16 protein-coding genes and 2 pseudogenes are annotated in these 20,086 nt (G+C 64.8%); 6 read left to right on the top strand and 12 right to left on the bottom strand.

Annotation, left to right across the window (positions count from 1 at the left end; all coding sequences use genetic code 11):
- Nucleotides 1-48: 48 nt before the first annotated feature.
- Nucleotides 49-1,830 (bottom strand): sulfoacetaldehyde acetyltransferase, encoded by a 1,782-nt coding sequence (gene xsc / locus AC0J5K_RS18345; RefSeq protein ID WP_274563841.1) that lies wholly within the window; start codon nucleotides 1,828-1,830, stop codon nucleotides 49-51.
- Between the two features lie 49 nt (nucleotides 1,831-1,879).
- The gene (locus tag AC0J5K_RS18340; RefSeq protein WP_274563839.1) at nucleotides 1,880-3,487 is read right to left on the bottom strand and encodes a GMC family oxidoreductase; all 1,608 of its coding nucleotides are present in this window, start codon (nucleotides 3,485-3,487) and stop codon (nucleotides 1,880-1,882) included.
- A 127-nt stretch (nucleotides 3,488-3,614) separates the two neighbouring features.
- Here AC0J5K_RS18340 and AC0J5K_RS18335 point away from each other — a divergent pair, with 127 nt between their 5' ends.
- From AC0J5K_RS18335 to AC0J5K_RS18320, 4 genes are all read left to right on the top strand, one after another.
- Nucleotides 3,615-4,847 (top strand): TRAP transporter substrate-binding protein, encoded by a 1,233-nt coding sequence (locus tag AC0J5K_RS18335; protein ID WP_048534634.1) that lies wholly within the window; start codon nucleotides 3,615-3,617, stop codon nucleotides 4,845-4,847.
- Nucleotides 4,848-4,945: 98 nt separating this feature from the next.
- Nucleotides 4,946-5,614 carry a TRAP transporter small permease gene (locus AC0J5K_RS18330; RefSeq protein ID WP_074837628.1) on the top strand — a complete coding sequence of 223 codons (669 nt, stop codon included), beginning with the start codon at nucleotides 4,946-4,948 and terminating at the stop codon, nucleotides 5,612-5,614.
- 10 nt (nucleotides 5,615-5,624) lie between these two features.
- Nucleotides 5,625-6,986, top strand: coding sequence for a TRAP transporter large permease (locus AC0J5K_RS18325; protein WP_048534637.1), 1,362 nt, complete (start codon nucleotides 5,625-5,627; stop codon nucleotides 6,984-6,986).
- A 34-nt stretch (nucleotides 6,987-7,020) separates the two neighbouring features.
- Complete coding sequence (locus tag AC0J5K_RS18320) at nucleotides 7,021-7,809, top strand: IclR family transcriptional regulator (protein ID WP_074837629.1); 789 nt, start codon at nucleotides 7,021-7,023, stop codon at nucleotides 7,807-7,809.
- Nucleotides 7,810-7,829: 20 nt separating this feature from the next.
- On the opposite strand, the pseudogene AC0J5K_RS18315 reads toward AC0J5K_RS18320, so the two are convergent.
- Nucleotides 7,830-8,061, bottom strand: a pseudogene (locus AC0J5K_RS18315) (integrase); the annotation flags it as partial.
- Between the two features lie 254 nt (nucleotides 8,062-8,315).
- Here AC0J5K_RS18315 and AC0J5K_RS18310 point away from each other — a divergent pair.
- On the top strand, nucleotides 8,316-9,335 hold the full coding sequence (locus tag AC0J5K_RS18310) for a nucleotidyltransferase family protein (RefSeq protein WP_074837631.1): 1,020 nt from the start codon (nucleotides 8,316-8,318) through the stop codon (nucleotides 9,333-9,335).
- Between the two features lie 199 nt (nucleotides 9,336-9,534).
- On the opposite strand, the pseudogene AC0J5K_RS18305 reads toward AC0J5K_RS18310, so the two are convergent.
- The 5 genes and pseudogenes from AC0J5K_RS18305 to AC0J5K_RS18285 all read right to left on the bottom strand — a co-directional run.
- Nucleotides 9,535-9,780 (bottom strand): annotated as a pseudogene (locus AC0J5K_RS18305) (IS630-like element ISSpo6 family transposase); the annotation flags it as partial.
- A gap of 153 nt (nucleotides 9,781-9,933) precedes the next feature.
- A complete protein-coding gene (locus AC0J5K_RS18300; RefSeq protein WP_074837633.1) occupies nucleotides 9,934-10,734 on the bottom strand; it encodes a 3-methyl-2-oxobutanoate hydroxymethyltransferase in 801 nt (266 codons plus the stop codon).
- A 15-nt stretch (nucleotides 10,735-10,749) separates the two neighbouring features.
- Nucleotides 10,750-11,943 carry an NAD(P)/FAD-dependent oxidoreductase gene (locus AC0J5K_RS18295; RefSeq protein WP_274563830.1) on the bottom strand — a complete coding sequence of 398 codons (1,194 nt, stop codon included), beginning with the start codon at nucleotides 11,941-11,943 and terminating at the stop codon, nucleotides 10,750-10,752.
- Nucleotide 11,944: 1 nt separating this feature from the next.
- Nucleotides 11,945-12,256, bottom strand: a complete 312-nt coding sequence (locus AC0J5K_RS18290) for a MocE family 2Fe-2S type ferredoxin (protein WP_048534648.1) — start codon at nucleotides 12,254-12,256, stop codon at nucleotides 11,945-11,947.
- A 24-nt stretch (nucleotides 12,257-12,280) separates the two neighbouring features.
- On the bottom strand, nucleotides 12,281-13,360 hold the full coding sequence (locus AC0J5K_RS18285) for a fatty acid desaturase family protein (protein ID WP_274563824.1): 1,080 nt from the start codon (nucleotides 13,358-13,360) through the stop codon (nucleotides 12,281-12,283).
- Nucleotides 13,361-13,455: 95 nt separating this feature from the next.
- Between AC0J5K_RS18285 and AC0J5K_RS18280 the strand changes: the two genes are divergently transcribed.
- Nucleotides 13,456-14,523 carry a LacI family DNA-binding transcriptional regulator gene (locus tag AC0J5K_RS18280; protein WP_274563822.1) on the top strand — a complete coding sequence of 356 codons (1,068 nt, stop codon included), beginning with the start codon at nucleotides 13,456-13,458 and terminating at the stop codon, nucleotides 14,521-14,523.
- A 3-nt stretch (nucleotides 14,524-14,526) separates the two neighbouring features.
- Here the strand turns inward: AC0J5K_RS18280 and iolB are convergent, their stop codons facing one another.
- The 4 genes from iolB to AC0J5K_RS18260 are packed head-to-tail and all read right to left on the bottom strand — an operon-like array spanning nucleotide 14,527 to nucleotide 20,063.
- Nucleotides 14,527-15,333 (bottom strand): 5-deoxy-glucuronate isomerase, encoded by an 807-nt coding sequence (gene iolB, locus AC0J5K_RS18275; RefSeq protein WP_085851855.1) that lies wholly within the window; start codon nucleotides 15,331-15,333, stop codon nucleotides 14,527-14,529.
- A gap of 10 nt (nucleotides 15,334-15,343) precedes the next feature.
- Nucleotides 15,344-16,249: a myo-inosose-2 dehydratase gene (gene iolE, locus AC0J5K_RS18270; RefSeq protein ID WP_274565298.1), complete on the bottom strand. Its 906-nt coding sequence runs from the start codon at nucleotides 16,247-16,249 to the stop codon at nucleotides 15,344-15,346.
- 47 nt (nucleotides 16,250-16,296) lie between these two features.
- The gene (iolD, locus tag AC0J5K_RS18265; RefSeq protein WP_274565299.1) at nucleotides 16,297-18,129 is read right to left on the bottom strand and encodes a 3D-(3,5/4)-trihydroxycyclohexane-1,2-dione acylhydrolase (decyclizing); all 1,833 of its coding nucleotides are present in this window, start codon (nucleotides 18,127-18,129) and stop codon (nucleotides 16,297-16,299) included.
- Nucleotides 18,126-20,063 carry a bifunctional 5-dehydro-2-deoxygluconokinase/5-dehydro-2-deoxyphosphogluconate aldolase gene (locus tag AC0J5K_RS18260; RefSeq protein WP_420398586.1) on the bottom strand — a complete coding sequence of 646 codons (1,938 nt, stop codon included), beginning with the start codon at nucleotides 20,061-20,063 and terminating at the stop codon, nucleotides 18,126-18,128. The genes iolD and AC0J5K_RS18260 overlap by 4 nt, the downstream gene beginning before the upstream one ends.
- Nucleotides 20,064-20,086: the final 23 nt, after the last annotated feature.

The raw sequence follows: 20,086 nt of genomic DNA, 5'->3' as shown, positions 1-20,086 counted from the left end.
GGGCGCCGGACACCGGGGCCGCAAATGCCGCCCCGGTGTCCGGTTGCCTTAGCTGGCCATCGGCTGCGGACGCATGTCGTCGCGGCTGATCCCGGCCACCGACACGGGTTTCTTCATCGCGTCGCGGCGGAAGGGCTCGCCCAGCTCCTGGTTCAGCAGCACTTCGATGAAGGTGGTCTTGCCTTCCTTCATCTGCGCCCGGACGGCGGTGTTCAGCGCGTCGGTCAGTTCGTCCATCGACGAAACCTGGACCCCCTCGACACCGCAGGCCTTGGCGATACCGGCATAGTTCACGTCCAGCGCCAGCTCGGTGCCGACGAAATTGTCGTCGAACCAGAGCGTGGTGTTGCGCTTTTCCGCGCCCCATTGGTAGTTGCGGAAGATGACCATGGTGACCGGCGGCCAGTCGTCGCGGCTGACCGAGACCATCTCGTTCATCGAGATGCCGAAGGCGCCGTCACCGGCAAAGCCCACCACCGGCACGTCCGGGCGGCCGATCTTGGCGCCGACAATCGCCGGGAAGCCGTAGCCGCACGGGCCGAAGAGCCCGGGGGCGAGGTATTTGCGCCCTTCCTCGAAAGTCGGATAGGCATTGCCGATGGCGCAGTTGTTGCCGATGTCGGACGAGATGATCGCCTCTTTCGGCAGCGCCTGCTGGATCGCGCGCCAGGCCATGCGGGGCGACATCTTTTCCGGCTCGCGGCTGCGCGCACGCTCGTTCCAGGTGGTGCCGGGATCGTCGTCCTCGTGGTCCATCGAGGTCAGTTCCTGGGCCCACCGCGACTTGGTTTCCGAGATCAGCGTCTTGCGCGCGCTACGGCCGGCGTCGCCGGCGTCATCCGAAAGCCGCGCCAGGATGCCCTTTGCCACCTTCTTCGCATCACCGACGATGCCGACGGTCACCGGTTTGGTCAGGCCGATCCGGTCAGGGTTGATGTCGACCTGGATGATCTTGGCGTCCTTGGGCCAATAGTCGATGCCATAGCCCGGCAAGGTCGAGAACGGGTTGAGCCGGGTGCCGAGCGCCAGCACCACATCAGCCTTGGAAATCAGCTCCATCGCGGCTTTCGAGCCGTTGTAGCCCAGCGGGCCGACCGACAGCGGGTGGGAGCCGGGGAAGGCGTCATTGTGCTGGTAGCCGCAGCAGACCGGCGCCTCCAACCGTTCGGCCAGCGCCTTGGAATCCTCGATGGCCCCGCCGATCACCACGCCGGCGCCGTTCAGGATGACCGGGAATTTCGCGGATGACAGCAGCTCCGCGGCCCGGGCCACGGCCTCTTCGCCTCCCGAGGGGCGTTCAAACTCGACGATCGCCGGCAGCTCGATGTCGATTACCTGCGTCCAGTAATCGCGGGGGATGTTGATCTGTGCCGGCGCGCTGGCGCGTTTGGCTTGCAGGATCACGCGGTTCAGCACTTCGGCCATCCGGCTCGGGTCGCGCACCTCTTCCTGATAGGCCACCATGTCCTCCAGAAGCGCCATCTGCTCGACTTCCTGGAAACCGCCCTGGCCGATGGTCTTGTTCGCTGCCTGCGGCGTCACGATCAGCAGCGGCGTGTGGTTCCAGTAGGCGGTCTTGATCGGGGTCACCAGGCTGGTGATCCCGGGGCCGTTCTGTGCCACCATCATCGACATCTTGCCGGTGGCGCGGGTGTAGCCGTCGGCAATCATCCCCGCGTTGCATTCATGGGCACAATCGAAAAACTGGATTCCGGCCGCCGGGAACAGATCGGAAATCGGCATCATGGCCGAGCCGATGATCCCGAAGGCATTTTCGATCCCGTGCATTTGCAGCACTTTCACGAAGGCTTCTTCTGTCGTCATTTTCATGGCGTTTCTCCTGGGTGAATTGGTGAGGGGTTGAAAGTGTAAGGGCGGGTCAGGCGCGATCCGAGAGGATCATGTCGCTGGCCTTCTCGCCGATCATGATGGCGGGAGCGTTGGTATTGCCGCTGACGATCTCGGGCATGATCGAGCAATCCGCCACGCGCAGGCCGCGGATGCCATGTACCCTGAGACGCGCATCCACCACCGTTCCCGGCCCTTGCCCCATCTTGCAGGTGCCTGTCGGGTGATAGATCGACGAGGAATTGCTGCGTGCCCAGTCCAGCGTGCCGTCGTAATCGTCGAGGTCGAGTTCCTTGGTGGGGCGGAATTCCTCGGCAATCTTGGCATTCAGCGGGTCCTCGCGTGCAATCCTCCGGGCGATCCTGACACCGTCGACAATGGTGCGGCAGTCCAGTTCGGTGGCCAGGTAATTCGGGTTGATCTTGGGATAGCTGCGCGGGTCGTTGCCGTTCAGCACGATCTCGCCACGGCTTTCGGGGCGGAGCTGACAGACCGACATGGTGAAGGCCGAGAAGGGATGCACCCCTTCGCCGGGGCTGTCCGCAGACCAGGGCTGAACGTGGAACTGGATGTCCGGCGTGTCCGCATGCGGCCCGGTCTTCATGAAGCCGACGGCAAGGCTTGCCGCCATGGTCATCGGTCCGGAGCGGAACAGCGCGTATTTTGCGGCGATCCGCGCCTGATTGAAGAGCGAGCGAACCTCGTCGTTCAGCGTCGGTTCGTTGCATTTGAAGACTAGCCGGGCCTGCAAGTGGTCCTGCATGTTCTTGCCCACGGCGGGCAGGTCGCGGATCACCTCGATGCCGTTGGCCTTCAACTGCTCACCCTCGCCGATCCCCGAGAGCATCAGGATCTGAGGCGAGCCGATGGCCCCCGAGGACAACACCACCTCGCGCGTGCAGGTGACGGTCCGCTCCTGCCCCGACCCGTCGAAATAGCGGACCCCGGTGGCGCGGCCCTCTTCCACGATGACACGGCTTACCTGGGCCTTGGTGACAATCTCGAGATTGGAGCGCTTGCGCGCCGGGTTGAGGAAGGCCACGGCGGAACTGCACCGCCGGCCCTTGCGGGTGGTCAACTGGAAATAGCCCACCCCTTCCTGCGAGGCGCCATTGTAGTCGGGGTTGAACGGGTAACCCGCGTTCTGCGCCGCGGCGACCCATGCATCGCAGATCGGGCGTTGCAGTCGCATGTTCGAGACCGAAAGCTCGCCGCCGGTGCCATGAAAGTCGTCCGGCCCGCGCTCCTGGTTTTCCGAGCGTTTGAAAAGCGGCAGGACATCGTCCCAGCCCCAACCCTCGTTGCCCATCTGGCGCCAGCGGTCGTAATCCTCGGCCTGGCCGCGCACATAGAGCAGCCCGTTCAGCGAGGACGATCCGCCCAGCACCTTGCCACGCGGCCAGTCGATTGACCGGCCATTCAGCCCCTTGTCCTTCTCGGTACGGTAGCACCAGTCCACGCTCGGGTTGTGCATTGTCTTGAAGTAACCCACCGGCACATGGATCCACGGGTTCCAGTCCCGCGGCCCGGCTTCCAGCAGCACGACGCGATTCGCCGGGTCCCTGCTCAGGCGATTCGCCAGCACGCACCCGGCCGAACCCCCACCTACAACGATGTAATCGGCCTGCTTTGTCTGCATCGAGCGGGTCCTCCAAAAGCCCTGAAATTCGCTGAGCAAGTTTCCCTTGCGCCACCTTGCATAAATGATTAAAAATGATACCACAAGTCTCAATAATGCTGATTTATGAACGAAGGAGGAGAGGTTCATGAAGATTTCGGACAAACTTGGCGGTGTCTCGCGCCGCGATTTTTTCAGGGTTGCAGGCCGTTACGGGCTGTCGTCCACGGTGTTGGGCCTCGGCGGTCTGACCGGTGCGGTCAGCCTGCCGACGCTCGCGGCAGCGGCCGAATCGACCTATGACAAGCGCTTCAAGAAAGAGGCCAGGCACACGCTGAAGTTCGGTGCCTCGGGCTTTAACGCGCGCAATCTGCTGATCGAGCGCGCCGGCGCGCTGGAGTTCGCCCGCGACCTCGAAGAACGCACGGACGGGGAGATCCGTGTCGAGTTCATCGGCGACAACCAGATCTGCGGCCAGCTGAACTGTGTCGAAAAGACCCAGAACGGCATCGTCGACATCTATGCCGCCTCGACCCAGAACTCGGCCGGCGGCGCGCCTTACCTGAACGTGCTGGATTATGCCTATGTCTTCCCGGGCCGGGCGTCGCAGTACCATTTCCTCTACAGCCCCGAATCGAACGCCATCCTGCGCGACCCGCTGGAAAAGCGGCACGGGCTGAAATTCCTGTTCAGCCACTGCGAGCTGCGCGGGCTACAGATGGGCCAGTCCTTCGCGGACAAGCCGACGGTGACCAAGCTCGAGGAACTCTTTGGGACCAAGAACCGCGTCACCGGCACCCAGCTGGGCCGCATCGCGATGCAGTTGCTCAACCTGAACCCGGTTCCGGTGGCCTGGGAAGAAACGCTCGACGGGTTGAAGACCGGGCTGATCGACGGCGCGGAAACCTGGGCTTCGGCCGTGGCCTACGCCAACATGTCGCCGGTGGTCTCGCAATCGGTCGATCTGAAGTTCTTCTGCGGCACCGAGCACACCTCGATGTCGGCCAGCGTCTTCGACGGCCTCGAAGGCCATCTTCAGGATGCGGTTATGGAATCGGCCTACCTGGCACAGGTCCACGTGCAGGCCGCGAACGAGGCGGCGTTGGTCAAGACCGTCGGCTTCTCGGACCCGGTTCTGCCCGGCACGCTGTTTGACGAGCACGACGTGCGCCCGGCCTTCCTGGCGGACGACCAGATCAAGATGGCCGAAGAGATGTGCTCACCCGAGTTCAACCCCGAGCCCTGGGAGCAGTGGCGCGGCCGGTTGAACAACTGGGCCGGTGGCATCGACACCTATGCCGAGCTGCACCGTGTTGCGCGCGAGGTGCCGGCCGACATGAAGCCGGAGAACGTCGAGCCCCGCCGCTGGTGGAAGGGCTGACACCCTCTTGTCGCGGCGCCGGTTTCTGACCTGGCGCCGCGACCTCCTTGCAAGCCACCACATCTGCACGCCCTGACCTGTCCCGAGGAGGAGACGGAATGTCCACTATCGTGAGCGACATCGCTGAGATATTCAGCGCTGTCTTGTCCAACGACGCCTGGATGATCAACGAAGCCCTGAAGACCGAAGCCGCATGGGTCCTGGGCGGGGTGATCACCCTGCTGGGCGGCGCGCTGTTCCTGATCGTCTACCACTATGTCCCGTGGATTGAACGCAAGTTCGAGGCCACCGTCATGGTGTCGACCTACCTGCTGATCGGTGCGATCATTTTTGTCGAGGTGTTCCGACGCTTCGTGCTGAACGTGCAGGCACCCTGGTCGACCACGCTGCCGCCCTTCCTGTTCCTGATCATGACCTGGGCGGGCTGCGCCTATAACGTGAAGCTCCGAACGCATCTGGCGTTTGCCGAATTCCGCAGCAACATGCCGCGCGGACTGCAATTCCTGTGCCTGTCGATCGATGCGGTGCTGTGGATCGGCTTTGCCTGGATCGTCATCGTGACCTCGACCCAGGTGACCGCCAACTCGGCGGCGAACTTCCAGATCCTTCTGGGCACCGACAATGTCCTGCAATGGTGGTTTTTGATCTCCGTCCCGCTCAGCTTCATCCTGATCGCGGCGCGGGCGATGGAGAACTGGCTGGAGGACCTGAGAAACTTCCGCCACGGCAACGCAATGATCGCCCCCGTCGCCATTGGCGCGGACTGAGGAGACAGACATGACTGACGGATCTTGGACCATCTTCATCTCAATCGCGGTCACCTTCCTGTTCATGCTGGGGGTGCCGGTCTTTCTGGTGATCGGCTACTGGGTGATCGGCATGAGCCTGGTGCTCGGCCTGCCGCTGATCAACACCGGCGCCGCGCTGGCCGATGTCTTCACCGACGGCTTCGCGCTGCTCGCCATGCCGCTCTTCATCCTGACCGGCGACCTGATCAACCGCTCCGGCATCGCCCGGCGCCTGTCGGACTTCGCATATGCGCTTCTCGGCTGGCTGCGCGGCGGCCTCGCCATGGCATCTCTCGGGGCCTGCGGGCTGTTTGCCGCCATTTCCGGGTCGAACTCGGCGACCACCGCCACCATCGGCTCGATGCTGCATCCGGAAATGGTCAAAGGCGGCTACGACGAACGCTTTTCGGCCGCCACCGCCGCAGCGGGCGGCACCGTCGGCATCATCATCCCGCCCTCGATCATCTTCATCGTCTACGGCTTCCTGCTGAACCTGCCGATCTCCGAGCTCTTCGTGGCCGGCATCATCCCCGGCGCGATGATGGTGGGCGGCATGATGCTGGTGGCCTTCGTCATCTGCACCAAAAACGGCTGGGGTCACCTGATCCGGCTCGAGATCGCCCGCGTCCTCAAGACCGGCATCGGCGCCTGGCTGGGCTTCTTCGCCATCGGGCTGGTGCTCTGGGGCATCTACACCGGCAAGTTCTCTCCGACCGAGGCGGCGGGCGTCACGGTGGGCTTCTGCATCATCGTCGGTTTCCTGAGCCTGCCGGTCCACAGGATGATGGGCCGCCCCTCGGAAGACCGCGATTTCCGCGAACGCAGCGTGTCGGAATACCTCGTCGTGCAGGGCTTCGGCCCGCTGGAGCTGCCGTCGATCACCATGCGCTCGGCCCAGATCACCGGCATCCTGGCGCCGCTGATCGCGGTGTCGGTGGTGATGCAGCAGATCCTCTCGGTGCTGGGCGCGCAGGAGATCATCGGCGAGTTCGTACGCGGCATGGGTGGCTATTACGCGGTACTCTTCACCTCGATGGCGATTGTCTTTGTCGCCGGAATGGTGCTGGAAAGCCTGCCCGTCACCATCATTCTCGCCCCGATCCTCGCCCCCATCGCGCATTCCGTGGGGGTCGAGCCGGTGCAGTTCGGCGTGATCTTCCTTGTCGGCGCCTCGATCGGCTTCATCACCCCGCCCTACGGGCTCAATCTCTATGTCGCCTCGGGGGTGACGGGCGTGCCGTATTTCCGGCTTTTGCGCTACACGGTGCCCTACCTGTTCGCACTGCTGTCGGTCTGGATCATCGTCGCGCTGGTGCCGGCTCTCTCGACAATCCTGATCCCGGGCGGGTAAACCGTTACAAAAGGGATTGGCACCAAGGGACACCATGGCGGACGACGGCGAAAAAGAAGGCGCGATACCGACCAACCTGCGGTTGCTGCTCGTGCTGGAAGCCATGGCCGAAGCCGGGGTGCCGGTCACGCCGACCGAAGTGAACCAGACCCTCGGCCTGCCCAAGCCGACCATCCATCGGCTGTTCACCACGCTGGAGAACGAAGGCTTCATCCAGCGCGAAATCGACGGCCGGGGCTATTCCCCCGGCCGTCGCATGCGCAACATGTCGACCGGCATCCTGTCGTCGCTGCGCATCCGGACCGCCCGTGTCGCCGTTCTGGCAAAACTGGCCGAGGAGATCGGCGAAACCAGCAACATCGCCATCGCGGATCGCGACGCCATGGTCTATCTCGACCGCGTGGAAACCAAATGGCCGCTGCGCATACAGCTTCCCGTCGGCACCCGGGTGCCGTTCTACTGCACCGCCAGCGGCAAGATGTATCTCTCGAACCTCGACCGGCGCCACCTGCGCAACTACGCGCTGTCGGCGCAGCTGGACCCGCGCACGGGGCGCACGATCACCGATCCCGAGGTGCTGATCGCCGAGGCGACAGAGGTGCGTGAACGCGGCTATGCCACCGACGACGAGGAGTTCATGGAAGGCATGATCGCGGTGGCAGTCCCGATCTTCGACGGCAACGACCGGCTGGTCTCAACCCTGTCGTTCCACGCGCCGCAACAGCGACTTTCGATGGCCGATGCCATCGGTCACGTCGACAGGTTGAGGGCCTCGGCCACGCGCCTGTCGGACCTGCTGTCGGAGGATGACCCGTCGTCCTGACCTCCCTGGTGCGCAGGGTGTCCGGAGGCATAGATTTCGGCGACCTTCAGCTTGACGAGGTCGCAGCCCCCAAGGCTTGCTGCCGATGGCGAGGTTGAAGAGCGCGAGGTCGCGATGGTTCTTCGCGATTTCCAGGCGTAAGCAGCTGGCCCAGACGTACTTCGGCATGAGGGGGCGCTTCTGGCCGAGGAAATGGCGCTTGTTTCAGACCCGGCGGCAGGCGCGAATTGCGGGAAACTTGGCGATGGTCATGCTGGTTTCTCCCGTCCGCAATTGGACCATATTCGGAAATGCTGCGATCGCGCGGACCGCAAGGCGCGCTTCGATGCGAGCGGCCCCCGGCCATTGGCTACGCCGTTGACCGCTGCGGTACAGCTTCACCAGATGGAGCGTGCCCCTAATCCGGGTGTTGTGAGTTGTGTGCATCAAAATAATATTTGCTGCACTCCACCCGCTGCGTGTATCAATCTCATATTTGATGCACACAGTCGGCGCACAGGCACAACATGGACCCGATATCACATTCCCGCGCAGCCCAGGTCGCTTATCAAGACTTGCTGCGCATGCATCTCGACGAGGCGGCGTCGGAAGTTGTCGGCAGCATCGAGGCGCGTGAGCGCAACGGGCGGATCTATCTCTACGACCGGTTCCGTATCGGGACCGAGATGAAGAGCCGCTACCTTGGCGAGGATAGCCCCGACTTGCGCGATCGTCTTGCCCGGGCGGCTGAACTGAAGGCAGAGGCGCAGGAGCGAAAGAAACGCATGTCCCGCCTGGCGCGGGTCCTGAGGGCCGAAGGGATGATTGGAACCGACCGGGAGACAGGCTCGCTGCTTCTCGCCTTCGCGCGCGCCGGCGTCTTCCGGCTGGGCGGCACGCTGATCGGAACCGGCGCATATGCCCTCTATCAAGGAGAGCTTGGGGTTCGTTTCGACTCTGACGAGCTTGCCCAGACGGGCGACATCGATTTCGCGAGCTTCGAGCGGCTCTCGGTGGCTCTGGGCGACCGCGTCGAGGAAGAACCGGGAGATATCCTTCGGTCGATGAAATTCGAGGCTGTTCCGGGGGTCTTTGATCGGCAAATCTGGAAGTGGCGTCAAAGTGGTGGCGAGGCAATGGTCGAGTTTCTGACGCCGGCGTTCGGCGAGGAAGGCGTCAAGCCCCTTCCAGCACTGGGTGTAAGCGCACAGGCATTGAACTACCTCAATTTCCTGATCGCGGAACCGATCCACGCGCTGGCCCTCTACCGCTCGGGTGTCCTTGTGCAGATCCCGCGCCCCGAGCGCTTCGCACTCCACAAGCTGATCGTGGCCAGCAGGCGGCAGGGCGGTCCGGACGAGGCGAAGGCGCGCAAAGACCGGTCCCAGGCGGAATTCCTGATCCGCATCCTCGCGGAAGACCGGCCCGACGATCTCGCCGAGGCCTACGAGCACGCGCTGTCCCAGGGCCCCAGGTGGCGAGACCGGATCGCCTCAAGCCTTGATCGCATGCCGGCGACAAAGGATATCCTTGGCGAACTCTCTTGATCTGGTAGGCCGCCACATTTGGCCCGGCATGTCATTGGTCTCGGCCGCCCTACGGGTGTTGAGATCGATCGACTGTTTCAGGGTGTCCCCGGGCGGGAGCAGAAATTCGCGGCGTCGATACGGCCTGATCAGTGACGGCAGGGCGACGGGAAATGTTTACCGAAACCAGTCCAACATTCTCTCGGCGTTGCCACTACAGCAACAACCATTCAATCAGCAACATATCCGGCAAAACCGCCTGAACCTTGGCGGACCTGTACGACGACAGATTGTCGGCGATCACCATGTCGCCTGGCGGCAATTCGGGGGACAGCTGGGGATCGATACAGGTGTCGAACGCGGCGGGGTTCATGGGGCCGTCCACCACCCGAAGCGCGCTGAATTCGTCGACACGCAGCCCTGCGATGAAGGTCTGCGTCCGCCAGTGTCCGAAGGGCGCGTCAGCAGCATCCCGGTGGTGTAATTCCCGCGCGGGTCGCTTGGCGGCCACGGTCGTTCTTCGGAAAAAGCTCGGTTTGCCGACATAGTTCACCTCGAAATATTTGTGGTGAAAGTAGGGGTGGCGAGATCAATTGGTTGCTGATCGCCTTCAAATTGTTCAATCGTTGAGCGCAAGCATGAACTTGGAGAACTCGTCATCCTCGATGCCGACGCAATGCGCTGCGGCGGGATAAGCTCCTGTTGTCACGTCATTGACGAATTCGCCGAAGGCCGCGACACGTTCGCGCTGCAACCGGTCGAGTTCACTTCGGAAATCGCGGTAGGTCCTGGCGTGGCGCGGCTTGTGACCGCGCGTATAGCCCAGGACGTCCTCGGCAAAGAGATACTGAGCATCGGCGTACGGCCCGGCGCCCATGCCGAGCAGGACAAGACTGGTGCGACAGGCGATCTCGGCGGCGATCCGGTCGGGAACAACTTCGAGCTCGGCGCCGAAACAGCCGATCTCCTCCAGCTTCCTGACGTGCTCGAAGACGCTCAGCGCGCTGTCCGCGGTCTTGCCGACAGCCTTAAACCCACCTGTCCAGGTGGCTTTCGACGGGATCAGCCCGACGTGGCTGACCACCGGGATTCCGTCATCCGCCAGCGCCTTGATCGTGCCAAAGGACGACGCACAGTACACGCAATCGCCGCCGACCTGCATGGCGTGGTGCGCGGCGCGTTGGTAATCCTCCAATGTTACCAACTCACCGTAAAGAAGACCGACCTGCACGAAGCAAGCGCCGGCGGCGTCCCGCATTTCTGACGTCCAGACCGGGTCGATGATCGACAGCATATCTACGCCGGCCTCGGCCGCGGCTGCCGCCTCCTCGGGCGTCTCGACGTAGAGCATGGTCAGGGTGCGCTTGCCCTTCATCGCCCGGATATCGGCAACTGTCGGCCGCTTTGGTGTCTTGCTCATGGAATCCTCCCTCGCTCAGGCCGCCCTGAGCAGCTTCTTCATGTTCTGGTTGGCGTCCGCCAGCAGCGCCGGGTCGAGCGTCGCGCCGGCAAGCCGCTGTGCGATCTTGATGTCCCGGGAAACGGCATTGCTCGGCCCGAGCCCGGCGGCACCGATCAGCTGCCCGGCATCGTTGGAGTAGAAACGCACCTCGGCGCCGTTCCCCAGATCGCGGATGGCGGCCGGGTCGCCCTCTGTTTCGCCGAAGCCCTGCAACCCGAGATCGTATTGATCCGACCAGAACCAGACCGGCCCGGAGAACCTTGCATCGCCACCGGCCAGGTTGGCGCCTGCCACATCCCCCTGGGCCTGAGCATTCTGCCAGGTCTCATAGTGTCGATAGCCGCCGTCCGGCGCCTGCACCGCGGCACAATCGCCTGCCGCAAAGATCCGGGGGTCTTCGGTACGCAAGCCCGCGTCGACGCAGATACCGTTCTGGGTGGTCAGCCCTGCCGCCTCTGCCAGGTCGATATTTGGCGTGACACCGATCGCGGCGACGGCCAGATCGGTGTCGATGGTCTGGCCGTTCTCCAGCACCACCGAGAACGCGGTACAGACGCGCAGGGCGACGCCGCAGCGGATATTGACTCCACGTTGCCGGTGGCGCTCGGCCAGGCGCATCGCGAAAGGTTCCGGGACATTGCGGCCAAGAGGGCGCGGCCCGGCTTCCAGCACGGTGACCTTCGCACACCTCCCGATCAGGACAGCTGCGAGTTCCAGGCCGATGAGCCCGGCGCCGACAATGGTCACGCGGGTCGAAGCCCCGGCGGAGCGGAACACCTCCCGCGCGTCCTCGATCGTGCGGAAAACACGTGCATGCTCGCCGCCCGGACAGGCCAGAGTGCGCGGCCGCGCCCCGGTGGTGAGCAGAAGCTTGTCGTAGCCAAGCGCGCTGCCGACAGAGAGCTGCAACTGCCGGTTCGCCCGGTCGATTTCGGTGACAGTGACGCCGGACCTCAGGGCGATCGCGCACGCAGACAGAGCCTCTTTCGAGGTGATCGGCTTTTCGATAACTCCGGCGGCATCAGGCTTGGACAGCGGCGGCCGCTCGTAGGGCAGTGCGGTCTCGGTGCCGATCACGGTGATCTCGCCCGTGTATCCCGCATTTCGGGCTGCAAATGCGGCACGCAGGCCACATTCGCCGGCGCCGACGATGACGATCCCTGCCACCTCAGACCTCGATCAGCACGCGGCCGTTTTCGACCTTGGCGGGATAGGTGGCGAGGTTGACGCAGACCGGCGCGCGTTTCGCCTCTCCGGTGCGGTAATCGAACTGGCCGTTATGCTTGGGGCATTCGATCACGTAATCCATCACCAGCCCGTCCACCAGATGCACCTGTTCGTGGGTGCATAGACCGTCGGTGCAGAAGAACTCGTCGTCCGGGCTGCGATAGATCGCGAAGGTGCGCCCGTCGTGATCGAAGCGGATCAGGTCTTCTTCGTCGATGTCGTCGGTCGCGCAGGCGTCGATCCATTGTGCCATGATACTGTCCTTTCGAGCTTTTTGTTATTCCGCAGGAACGCCGAGTGCCTCGGCATGCAGGTCTTCGCGATAAGGCCGTGCGGTGCCCGGAAGTTCGCGCTTCAAAAAATAATCCTCGTAGCGCAGCTGGCGTTTCAGGGCCGGCCAGATCTCGCGGTAAGCATCGAGGATCGACGTATTGGGCGCCGGCAGGTCGTGCTTGATCTTCTCGTGCAGTTCCGGCAGCCGGTGATAGGGCACCATCGGGAACATGTGGTGTTCGACGTGGTAGTTCATGTTCCAGTAGACGAAGCGGCTGACCGGGTTGATATAGACGGTGCGGCTGTTGAGCCGGTGGTCCAGCACGTTGTCGGCCAGACCCGCGTGCTGCATGATGCCGGTCATTACGTGGTGCCAGGCGCCGTAGAGCCGCGGCAGGCCGATCACCATGAGCGGCAGGATCGACTGCGTGGCGACCGCGAGGACAATCGTCGCGGCATAGATCAGCACCCAGATGCGGGCGACGCGGAACACCTTGGGTCGCTCCTGCTCGGGAATGAAATCGGCCTCTTCTGGGCCGAGATGTCCGGCGGCGTTCTGTAGCATGTGTTTCCAGCCGGTCAGCGCGTCCAGGATGCCGAAGAAATTCAGGAAGATGCGGAACAGCGCCGGCGGGCGCATGGCAACAATCTCCGGATCGCGACCGACGATGATCGTGTCGGTGTGATGCCGCGCATGGCTCCAGCGCCAGACCACCGGGTTGCGGACCATGCAGAAGCTGGCGATCTGATAGACCGCGTTGTTCATCCATGGCGTCTTGAAGGCGGTGCCGTGGCCGCATTCGTGCCAGCGCGAGTCCATCGCCGAGCCGTAGAGGACGCCATAGGCCAGCCAGGCGGGCGCCGACCAGGGCGACGGCCAGAGCGCGATGCCGAGGCCGGCCAGCAGGATCATCGCCCCGAACAACAGGATCGTGTCGCGGATCGCCGGCTGGTCGCTACGCTGCATTAGCGCCTTCATCTCCTTGCGCGGAACCTCGGTGTGATACCACTGGGCCGTGGCCAGCCCCGTCTCGACGGCCCGCGCCGAATCGGGGCCCAGCAGGGAATAATCGCGCTTTGTCATGATATCCTCCCAGGATAAGCGGTTGATCCAGCGATACACCCACCCCGCGATTCTTCAGAGAGACGGGCTTGCCGATAACCTCAAAATACATCATCATGAGCGCCATCCATGATGCGAATAGCTCAAGACTTATGTCCCGTCGTCCAACCCTGAAAGACTTGGCAAAGGCCGCCGGTGTGGGCCTGGCGACTGTCGATCGCGTTTTGAACGGACGCGACAACGTCCGCCAAGCGACAGTCAGGCGCGTGCTGATCGCGGCGCAGGAGATCGGCTATCCGACGGCTCGGCTTGCCGAGATCAATGACCGGACGGAGCGACCCGTGGTACGCTTCGGCTTCGTGCTGCACAAACCGTCGCAGGCCTTCTACCGCAGTTTCGCCGCAGCGCTGGAGGCCGCGGTGGCAGAACGTCAGGACGTGCGCGGCCGATGCGAGATCCGCTTTTCGGCCTCGCAATCGCCCGGTGACTTCGCCGCCGAACTGCAAGAGGCCGGCCAGAGCGCGCAGGTGCTGGCCACTTCGGCGATCAACCACCCCGGCCTCTCAAGGGCAATCGCCGCGCTGCAGGGCGCGGGCAAACCGGTATTCTCGCTGCTCAACGACGCGGCCTCGGGCATCCAGCAAAGCTACCTCGGCCTCGACAACGTCAAGGTCGGGCGGATTGCAGGCTGGATGATCGCAACGCAGGTCCGTGATCCCGGCAAGGTCGCCGTCTTCATCGGCGGTAACCGCTGGCACGGCCATATCCTGCGCGAGACCGGGCTGCGCAGCTACCTGCGCGATCATGCACCGGGACTGGAACTGCTGGACGCGGTGGTGAACCTTGAGACCCGGCAGGTGACCTACGAGGCGACACTCGACCTGCTTGACCGTCATCCGGACCTACGCGGCATCTACGTGGCGGGCGGTGGCATGGAAGGCGCGATCGCCGCACTGCGGGAACTCCGCCCGCCCGGCAAAGTGGCGCTGGTGGTCAATGAGTTGACCGACGACAGCCGCGCCGCGCTGGCCGACCGCTACGCCAGCCTGGTCATCGCCACGCCGCTAACCGAGCTGTCCCGACAGCTCGTCGACCTGATGATCGAGGCGACGCGCCAGTCCGCGCCCCCGGTTTCGGCACAGCACTTCCTGACGCCGCAGCTCTACGGGCCTGAGTCGATCTGAGCCTCACCCGTCTTTATCGATGATCCACTTGACGGCGGGGTCGGGCAGGAATCGCCAGTTGCGGCGGGGGCCGGCCATGACGTTGAGGTAGTACATCTCGAAGCCGTAAGGCGCGCCGCAGGGGTGGTGGCCGCGGGGGACCAGAACGACCTCGCCATCGTGCACCGCCATGCATTCGTCGAGCGTGCCATCCTCGGTATAGACCCGCTGCACGCCGAATCCCGAGGCCGGGTTAAGGCGATGGTAATAGGTTTCCTCCAGATAGGTGATGCGCGGGAAGTCGTCCTCGTCGTGACGGTGGCTGGGGTAGGAGGACCAGTGACCGGCGGGGGTGAATACCTCGGTGACCAAGAGGGAGTCGCAGTAATCCTCGGCTTCCATCGCGATGTTGTTGATGTGGCGGGTGTTGGTGCCCCGGCCGCGTTCGGTGAGCGTGATGCCCTCGGGGCCGATGCGGCGCGGCGCATGGCCGCCGCGGCCCGGCGCCGAACAGACCGCGACGGTGCAATCGGTCTCGGCCAGCAGCGACCATTCGGTCCCGTTCGGCAGGTAAAGACAATGCGGCGGGGTCTTCTCGAAGACATTCATCCGCGCGCCGAGGGTGCCCCAATCCCGGCCGGCGGCGGTGATCGCCGCCTTGCCCTCGACCATGACAAGGATCACCTCGCGCGCGCCGGTCGCCTCGGCCGCGGTCTCGCCGGGGCGCAGGCGGTAGAGCGAGAAGCCGACGTGGCGCCAGCCGGCGCGCGCGGGGGTGATCTCATGCACCTTGCCGTGAGTGCCGAAGGGTTTGCAGAGCAGATCGGGCATGGGCGCCTCCTCAGGGTTGGATGTTCAGTCCGGACCGGGTGCAGATCTCGACGAGATGGTCATACCCGCGCCTGGAATATTCAAACGGCGGCGCCTTGGCCGGATCCTGTTCGGCCTCGACGACGATCCAGCCATCATAGTCCATCGCCTTCAGCCGGTCGGTCACCGCCTGGAAGTCGAGGCAGCCCTCCGGGTCGCCCGGCACCGAATAGACCCCGGCCGCGACGCCGTCGAGGAAGCTGCGGTCCTCGGCCCGGACCCAGTCGAGCACCGGCTGGCGCACGTCCTTGACGTGCACATGATGCACCCGGTCGCCCCAGCGGTCGAGCACCGCCAGCGGATCGGCGCCGGCAAAATGCAGATGCCCGGTGTCATAGAGCAGCGTCAGCGCCGGGTCGGAGCCCGCCATCAGCCAGTCGATGTCGCAGGCATCCTGCACCATGGCGCCCATGTGGTGGTGGTAGGAGAGCACAACCCCCTGATCGCGCGTCCATTTCGCCAGCTCCGAGAGTTTCTTCGCATAGGCGGTCACTTCGTCGCGCGAGAGCCTGGGGCGGCGCGACACCGGCGTGCCCCGGTCGCCCTGGATGGTGTTGGAGCATTCCGCATAGACGATACAGGGCGCGTCGAGGGCGGCGAATTGTTCCACTTGCGCCGCGATCGCCGCCTTCTCGGTCTTGAGGTCGTTGACCAACAGGTTGCCCGAGCACCAGCCGCCGCAAAGCGCGACTCCGTAGCGGTCGAGGTATGCGCGCAGGCCCGCGGTGTCGGCCGGCATTCGGCGGCCGCGCTCGACGCCGGAATAGCCGATCCTGGCGGCATCCTGCATCGCGCCCTCGGTGGTGAAGTCCTTCGTCAGCTCCGGCAGGTCGTCGTTCTGCCAGGCGATCAGGGAGATGCCGATCCTTACAGCCATGGGTCTCGTCCTTCTTGGCGGTGCGTGCAAAGCACGCACCCTACGGATCAATCCGCGCGTTGTTTCTGCTTGTTTTCGGTGTATCGGGCGCGGGCATCGCGCACCGCTGGGCGCTCCGAGACTTCCGGCACGCCGACATCCCACCAGGCGCCGCCGTGTTCGGTCGAGGGATAGGGATCGGTGTCGATCACCACCACGTAAGGCCCCCTGGCGTCGTGACGCCGGGCCAGCGCCGCTTCCAGCTCGGCGATCGAGCCGACCTTGACCGCGGTGGCCCCCATCGCCTCGGCATGTTTGGCAAAGTCGATCGCCGAGGGGGTCTCGTGGATCGTGTGATCGAGCAGGTTGTTGAACTCGGCCCCGCCACAGCCCATCTGGAGCCGGTTGATGCAGCCATAGCCGCGGTTGTCGGTCACCACCACGGTAAAGGCGATGCCCATCATCGCCGCCGTCGCCATCTCGGAATTGGCCATCATGTAGGTGCCGTCGCCGGTAAAGCAGATCACGTCGCGCGCCGGATCCGCCATCTTGATGCCCATGGCGCCGGCGATCTCGTAGCCCATGCAGCTAAAGCCGTATTCCATGTGGTAGCTGCCCGGGCGCCCGGCCTTCCACAACTTGTGCAGCTCGCCCGGCATGGTGCCGGCGGCGCACATGACGACGGTTTCCGGCGTGGCGGCGCGCTGCACCGCGCCGATCACCTGCATGTCGGTCGGCAGCTGATTGCTGTCCTCAGGCGCCGCCGTCAGCGGGTCGACCTTGGCGAACCAGTCGTCTTTCAGCCCGTCGGTCTTGCCCGGCGCGGTATAGCCGTCGAGCGCCGCGCTCAACTCCGTCAGCCCGACCAGGGCGTCCGCCAGCAACGGCGCGGCGCCGTGTTTCATCGCGTCATAGGCCGCGACATTGAGCGAGATCAGCCTGCGCGACGGATTGGCGAACAGCCCCCACGACCCGGTGGTGAAGTCCTGGAACCGCGTGCCGACCCCGAGCACCATATCGGCCTCGGCGCAGACCGTATTGGCCGCCGCGCCGCCGGTGACACCGACCGGTCCGAGGTTGAGCGCATGGTCCCAGGGCAGCGCCGATTTGCCGGCCTGGGTCTCGGTCACCGGGATGTTGTGCGCCTCGGCAAAGGCGTGCAGCGCCCCGGTGGCACCGGCGTAATGCACCCCGCCGCCGGCCACGATCACCGGGCGGCGGGCGGCGCGGATGATCTCGGCGACCTCGGCCAGCTCGGCCTCGTCGGGGCGGATGCGACGCGGGCGCCAGACCCGGGGCACAAAGAAACTCTCGGGATATTCAAAAGCTTCGGCCTGAACATCCTGACAGAAAGACAGGCAGACCGGGCCGCAGTCTGCCGGATCGGTCAGGACGCGAAAGGCCCGCGGCAGCGCCGTCAGAAGCTGTTCCGGGCGGGTAATGCGGTCAAAATACCGCGTCAGCGGCCTAAACGCATCATTAACGGTTGCCGTGCCATCCTGGAGGTCCTCGATCTGTTGCAGCACCGGGTCGGGGCCACGGGTGGCAAAGACGTCGCCCGGGATCAGCAGCACGGGCAGCCGATTGACATGCGCCAGCGCCGCGGCGGTGACCATGTTGGCCGCCCCCGGACCGATCGAGGAGGTGACCGCCATCGCCCGTTTGCGCCCCGATTGCTTGGCATAGGCAATCGCGGCATGCGCCATGGTCTGTTCGTTGTGGCCGCGCCAGGTGGGAAAGCTGTCCTTCACGGCATGCAGCGCCTCGCCGAGCCCGGCCACATTGCCATGGCCGAAGATCGCCCAGCACCCGGCAAGGAAAGGATCGCCATCCTGGTTTTTCTGCGCCGCGATATAGCGCACCATCGCCTGTGCGGCGGTCAGTCGGATCGTTGCTGTCATGTGGCCTCCTCCATGGCCCGGGCGCGGGCCTTGTCCCAGATGGTGCACAGGCGGCTGTAGTTCTCGGCCATTTCGGCCACCGCCTCGGCATCGGTGATCTCGCCGGCCAGCCAGCGCCGCGCGGCCGGGCCAAAGATCGTGCGCCCCACGGCAAAGCCCTTGACCAGCGGCTGTTTCGCGGCCAGCGCAAAGCTCTCCGCCAGCGCCTCTTCCGGCGCGTCGAGCCCCAGCACCACGATGCCGCGGCTGCGCGGATCGTTGCGGGTGATCGCTGCCACCGCATTCGCCCAGGCCGCCTCGGTCCTGAACGGCTCCAGCTTCCACCAGTCGGGAAAGACGCCGGCATCATAGAAGCGCTGGATCAGCCTGGCCGAGGTCTCGTCATCCACCGGCCCGACCTTGGACGGGATGAGTTCCAGCAGGAATTCCAGCCCGTTGCGCCGCGCCGCCGTGAACAGGCGCGTCACCTGCCCGACCTGCGCGGCCATCGTGTCGGCAGCGTCGTCGGGGTGGCAGAAGACCAGCAGCTTGACCACATTCTCGCGGGCCCATTCGCGGAACTGGCCGAGATCGGCGCCCAGTTCCGGCTCGAAGGCGATCGGCCGCGAGCCCGGAAGCTCCGTCGGCCGCCCGATCCACAGCCCGCTGCCGGAGGCCCGGTGCAGCGCCGCGCGCCCGATGCGGTTGTCGCAGAGGATGCCGTAGCCCGGCCGGCCGGCCTGCACCCGCAGCGCGGCCTCAAGGCAGAGTTCCTTGAACCGGCCGCCCTTTTCCAGGGTATAGCCGTCCATCTCCTCGAGCTGAAGGCGGTGGTCGAAGGCAAAGGTCTTGACCTGCGACCAGTCGCCCCCCGATCTGGAAGAGCGGGTGGTCGCCCAATGCACCTGCTCCAACGCGGCATCGTTCCTGAGGTCGGGCCGTTGCAGGCCCCGGTCGAAGAAGAATTGCAGCTCGTCCCAGGACGGATAGGCCGGGGTGCAGCCATGGCGGCTGACCGCGAAGGCGCCGCAGGCATTGGCGTATTTGAGCGCGGTGGGCCAGTCCTCGCCCCCCTTCTCGAAATCGAGCCAGCCCTTCAGCAACCCCGACATGAAGCCATCGCCCGCGCCCAGCACGTTGAACACCTCGATCGGGAAACCGGGGCCTGTCTCGCCCTCATCGAGGCTGTCGGGGATCGCGCCGGTGAAGGCCACCGCGCCGGCCGCGCCGCGTTTGCAGACCAGCGTCGCACCCGAGACCGCCCGCACCGCGCGCAGCGCCGCGACCGTGTCGGTCGAGCCACCTGCGATGTGGAACTCCTCCTCGGTGCCGACAATCAGGTCGAACAGAGGCAGGCTTTCCTGCAATTTGGCGGTCACCGCGGCGCTTTCGACAAAGCGGCGCTCGCCCGCGCCATGGCCCGCCACCCCCCAGAGGTTGGGCCGGTAATCGATGTCGAGCGCGCATCTCGCCCCCGCCGCCCGCGCGATCTCCAGCGCCTTCAGCGTCGCCGCCTCGACCTTGGGGTTCGACAGATGCGTGCCGGTCGCCACCACCGCCCGCGCCCGGCGGATGAAATCGGGGTCGATGTCATCCTCGGTCAGCCCCATGTCGGCGCAATTCTCGCGGTAGAAGATCAGCGGAAACTGCTCCTGGTCGCGGATGCCCAGGAGCACCAGCGCGGTCAGCCGCTCCGGGTCGACCTTGACGCCCTCGGTGCTCACCCCCTCACGCGCCAGCTGCTCGGTGATGAAGCGGCCCATGTGCTCGTCCCCCACCCCGGTGATCACGGCCGAACGCAACCCCAGCCGTGCCGTGCCGCAGGCGATATTGGTCGGCGAGCCGCCAATGTACTTGTCAAAGGACCCCATGTCCTCCAGCCGCCCGCCAACCTGCGCGCCGTAAAGATCCACCGACGACCGGCCGATGGTGATCAGGTCAAGTGTCTGTGTCATATCCGTTCCTTCCCGGTCGCCCG

This window comes from Marinovum sp. E3 (assembly GCF_055755275.1).
The sequence above is the reverse complement of the archived record's forward strand: the minus strand, read 5'-3'. Positions and strand labels throughout refer to the sequence as shown.